At 70.6% G+C, this 3,491-nt stretch carries 3 protein-coding genes and 1 pseudogene; 1 reads left to right on the forward strand and 3 read right to left on the reverse strand.

Annotated features, from left to right (window positions below; all coding sequences use genetic code 11):
- Positions 1 to 68: 68 nt before the first annotated feature.
- From G6031_RS14045 to G6031_RS14055, 3 genes are all read right to left on the reverse strand, one after another.
- The gene (locus G6031_RS14045; RefSeq protein WP_179524185.1) at positions 69 to 698 is read right to left on the reverse strand and encodes a hypothetical protein; all 630 of its coding nucleotides are present in this window, start codon (positions 696 to 698) and stop codon (positions 69 to 71) included.
- Positions 699 to 772: 74 nt separating this feature from the next.
- The gene (locus tag G6031_RS14050; RefSeq protein ID WP_179524184.1) at positions 773 to 1,336 is read right to left on the reverse strand and encodes a DUF779 domain-containing protein; all 564 of its coding nucleotides are present in this window, start codon (positions 1,334 to 1,336) and stop codon (positions 773 to 775) included.
- 32 nt (positions 1,337 to 1,368) lie between these two features.
- Positions 1,369 to 2,892, reverse strand: a complete 1,524-nt coding sequence (locus G6031_RS14055; RefSeq protein WP_179524183.1) for an aldehyde dehydrogenase family protein — start codon at positions 2,890 to 2,892, stop codon at positions 1,369 to 1,371.
- A 214-nt stretch (positions 2,893 to 3,106) separates the two neighbouring features.
- Between G6031_RS14055 and G6031_RS14060 the strand changes: the two are divergent.
- Positions 3,107 to 3,491: pseudogene (locus tag G6031_RS14060) on the forward strand (hypothetical protein); the annotation flags it as partial.

The raw sequence follows: 3,491 nt of genomic DNA on the forward strand, positions 1-3,491 counted from the left end.
CCCGACGGCTGCGGGCGGGGGCCGGCGACTACGCCGACGGCTGCGGGCGGGGGCGCGGGGCCCGGCGACTACGCCGACGCGCCGGCCCTGAGCAGTCCGAGTTCGCGGTTGAGGTTGGCGTGCGCCTGCTTCTCCCACGCGTCGCGGCCGGCCCGCGTGAGGAAGACCGATCTCCGCTCGAGTAGCGCCTCCAGCGACGCGATCCGCCCGGCCACGAACCGCTCGCCCGGCACGTGCGCGAACTCGTGGCGGACGTCCTGCGTGTAGGTGTCGTACGTCTCCGGGTCGGCCCCCAGGACCGCGAGATCGGCATCGGACAGGACCGCGCCGTTGAGGTCCCCGGCCTCGACCCGGTGCCCGCCCATGAGCCGCACGAGGCGCGCCACCTCGCCGACGGGGGCGGCCGGGTCGAGTGCCTTCTCGGTGAACGCCGCCGACTTGTCGTTGTTCTCCGACTCCGTGGGGTCGAACACCGCGGTGTGGAACCACGCGGCCAGCCGGACGGCGGTCCCGTCGAACGCCTCGCCGTCCGACTCCAGGGCGTCGACCGCACGCAGCACCGCGCGCAGGTGCGTCTCGTTGTGGTAGCGACGCCGCGGTTCGTTCCACCGCTCGAGGAGATCCGAGCGCAGCCCGGGCGTGAGGAACTCGACCTCGGCGTCGAGGGGATCAACGGGTGCCGGACGGTCGGTATCCATGTCCCGATGCTACCGCCGGACCCCGTCTCATCTGCGCGAATCACCAACTGCGGCACCAGGACCGGCCCCCGCGCCTACTCCTCCAGGTCCGCTCCCGTACGCGGCGGGAACGCCGCCAACGCCTCCTGCTCGGCCGCGTCGAACATCCGGGCCCGCGACAGGAACCGCCTGCCGGTCGGGTTCTCGAGACTGAACCCCGAGCCCCGGCCCGGGACGGCGTCCAACACCAACTGCGTGTGCTTCCAGGTCTCGAACTGTGTGCCCGAGATCCACACGCGCACCCGGGTCGACGACGACGAGGAGGGCGTGCGCGCCTCGTCGTCGTCGCCCGGTGGTTCGGACCGGTCGGCTCCGGACGGACCGTCCGCGCCGAGGTCGACCTCTCCCACCAGCACGTCGCGCTGTCCCACTCGGAACTCACCGTCGGGGTAACACATGGGTGCCGACCCGTCGCAGCACCCGCCCGACTGGTGGAACATCACCGGGCCGTGCCGGCCGACGAGCTCACGGATGAGGTCGGCGGCCGGCTCGGTGACCACGACGCGGGGCGGGAGACCGGGCGGCGCCCCCTCCGGCGGGAGGGCGCGCGCCGCGATGGGCACGCTCCCGCCCGAGGGGAGTCCGCAGACGTCGTCCATGACCGGTCCCTCCTCTTCTGATCCGCCGCGGCTCAGAAGAAGCCCTGCGGCTTGCCCGAGTAGCTCACCAGCAGGCACTTGGTCTGCTGGTAGTGGTCGAGCATCATGCGGTGGTTCTCGCGCCCGATGCCGGACTGCTTGTAGCCGCCGAACGCCGCGTGGGCCGGGTACTGGTGGTAGGTGTTGGTCCACACCCGGCCGGCCTGGATGGTGCGACCGGCCCGGTAGGCGGTGGTGCCGTTGCGCGACCACACGCCGGCGCCCAGGCCGTAGAGCGTGTCGTTGGCGATCATCATGGCGTCGTCGAAGTCGGTGAACGAGCTCAGGGAGAGCACGGGCCCGAAGATCTCCTCCTGGAACAGCCGCATCTTGTTGTGGCCGCGGAAGACGGTCGGCTGCACGTAGAAGCCGCCCGCGAGATCGCCCTCGAGCTCCGCCCGTCCGCCGCCGGTGAGGACGTCCGCGCCCTCCTGCTTGCCGATGTCGATGTAGGACAGGATCTTCTCCAACTGGTCATTGGAGGCCTGCGCGCCGAGCATCGTGTCGGTGTCGAGCGGATTGCCCTGCGTGATCTTGTTGGTGCGCTCGATCGCGAGCTCGCTGAACTCGTCGAAGACCGACCTCTGCACGAGCGCGCGCGACGGGCACGTGCACACCTCGCCCTGGTTGAGGCCGAACATCGCGAATCCCTCGAGCGCGGCCTGACGGAAGTCGTCGTCGGCGTCCATGACGTCCTCGAAGAAGATGTTGGGGCTCTTGCCACCCAACTCGAGGGTCACCGGGATGAGGTTCTCCGAGGCGTACTGCATGATCAGGCGTCCGGTGGTGGTCTCACCGGTGAAGGCGACCTTGCGGATCCGGGGGTTGGAGGCCAGCGGCTTGCCGGCCTCGGTGCCGAATCCGTTGACCACGTTCACGACGCCGGGCGGGAGCAGGTCGCCGATCACGGACATGAGGAACAGGATCGACGCCGGGGTCTGCTCGGCGGGCTTGAGCACCACGCAGTTACCCGCGGCCAGGGCCGGGGCGAGCTTCCACACCGCCATGAGGACCGGGAAGTTCCACGGGATGATCTGTCCGACCACGCCGAGCGGCTCGTGGAAGTGGTACGCCACCGTGTCCTCGTCGATCTGCGAGATCCCGCCCTCCTGGGCGCGGATGCAGCCGGCGAAGTAGCGGAAGTGATCGATCGCCAGCGGGATGTCGGCGGCCAGGCACTCGCGGATCGGCTTGCCGTTGTCCCACGACTCGGCCAGCGCGATGGCCTCGAGGTTCTCCTCCATCCGGTCGGCGATCCGGAGCAGGACCAGCGAGCGCTCCGCGGCGGAGGTGGCGTTCCAGCCGGGGGCGGCGGCCCACGCGGCGTCCAGGGCCGCCTCGATGTCCTCGGACGTGCCGCGGCCGACCTCGCAGAAGACCTGGCCGGTGATCGGGGTGACGTTCTCGAAGTACTCGCCCTTGACGGGTGCCACCCACTCGCCGCCGATGAAATGGTCGTAGCGGCTCTTGTAGGACATCACCGAACCATCGGCGCCGGGCTGTGCGAAAACGGGCATCGTGCCCCTCCTTCTCCTCCGCGCGACCCCCGTGGTCGTCGCTGTGATGTAGGACACTATGCGCGGCGGGGTTGCAGCAACGTTGCACGACCGCCGGCCCGAGCCGATCGCGTGCGGCCACTGCCCGACCGGGCAGGGCACCACCCGTTCGACCTGCCGGAATCCACTGAATCCTCTCGCCGCGGACCTCCCGCTCGCCCTACCGTCTGCCCCCATGGAGACCACAGCGACCCGCGGGACGAGCCGGACGATCTCGGCGATCCGGGGCGGACCGGGCCGGCGCTTCGGGGTGTTCACCGTGATCGCCGACGACCGTCGGGTGCGGATCGGGCACGACCTCGACGACGACGAGGTCAGCGAGGCGCTGATCCCGGCCATGGCCCGCGACCTGCTCGCCACCGGGGTCCTGCACACCGTCGACGAGTTCCACCGGGCCGTGACCGCGCTCGTGACCTGCCGGGACGCGAGCTGGGAGGAGTGCTGGTCCGCCTACTACCGGTCGTCGATCTCGGCACTGGCCAGCGGCGTCTGCCCGTTCTCCCCGGTGCACGACCGGGCGGTGGCGGAGATGGTCGGCGACTCCGCGGTGGAGATCGGGT

Source organism: Dietzia sp. CQ4, assembly GCF_014145125.1.
Lineage (GTDB): Bacteria > Actinomycetota > Actinomycetes > Mycobacteriales > Mycobacteriaceae > Dietzia > Dietzia natronolimnaea.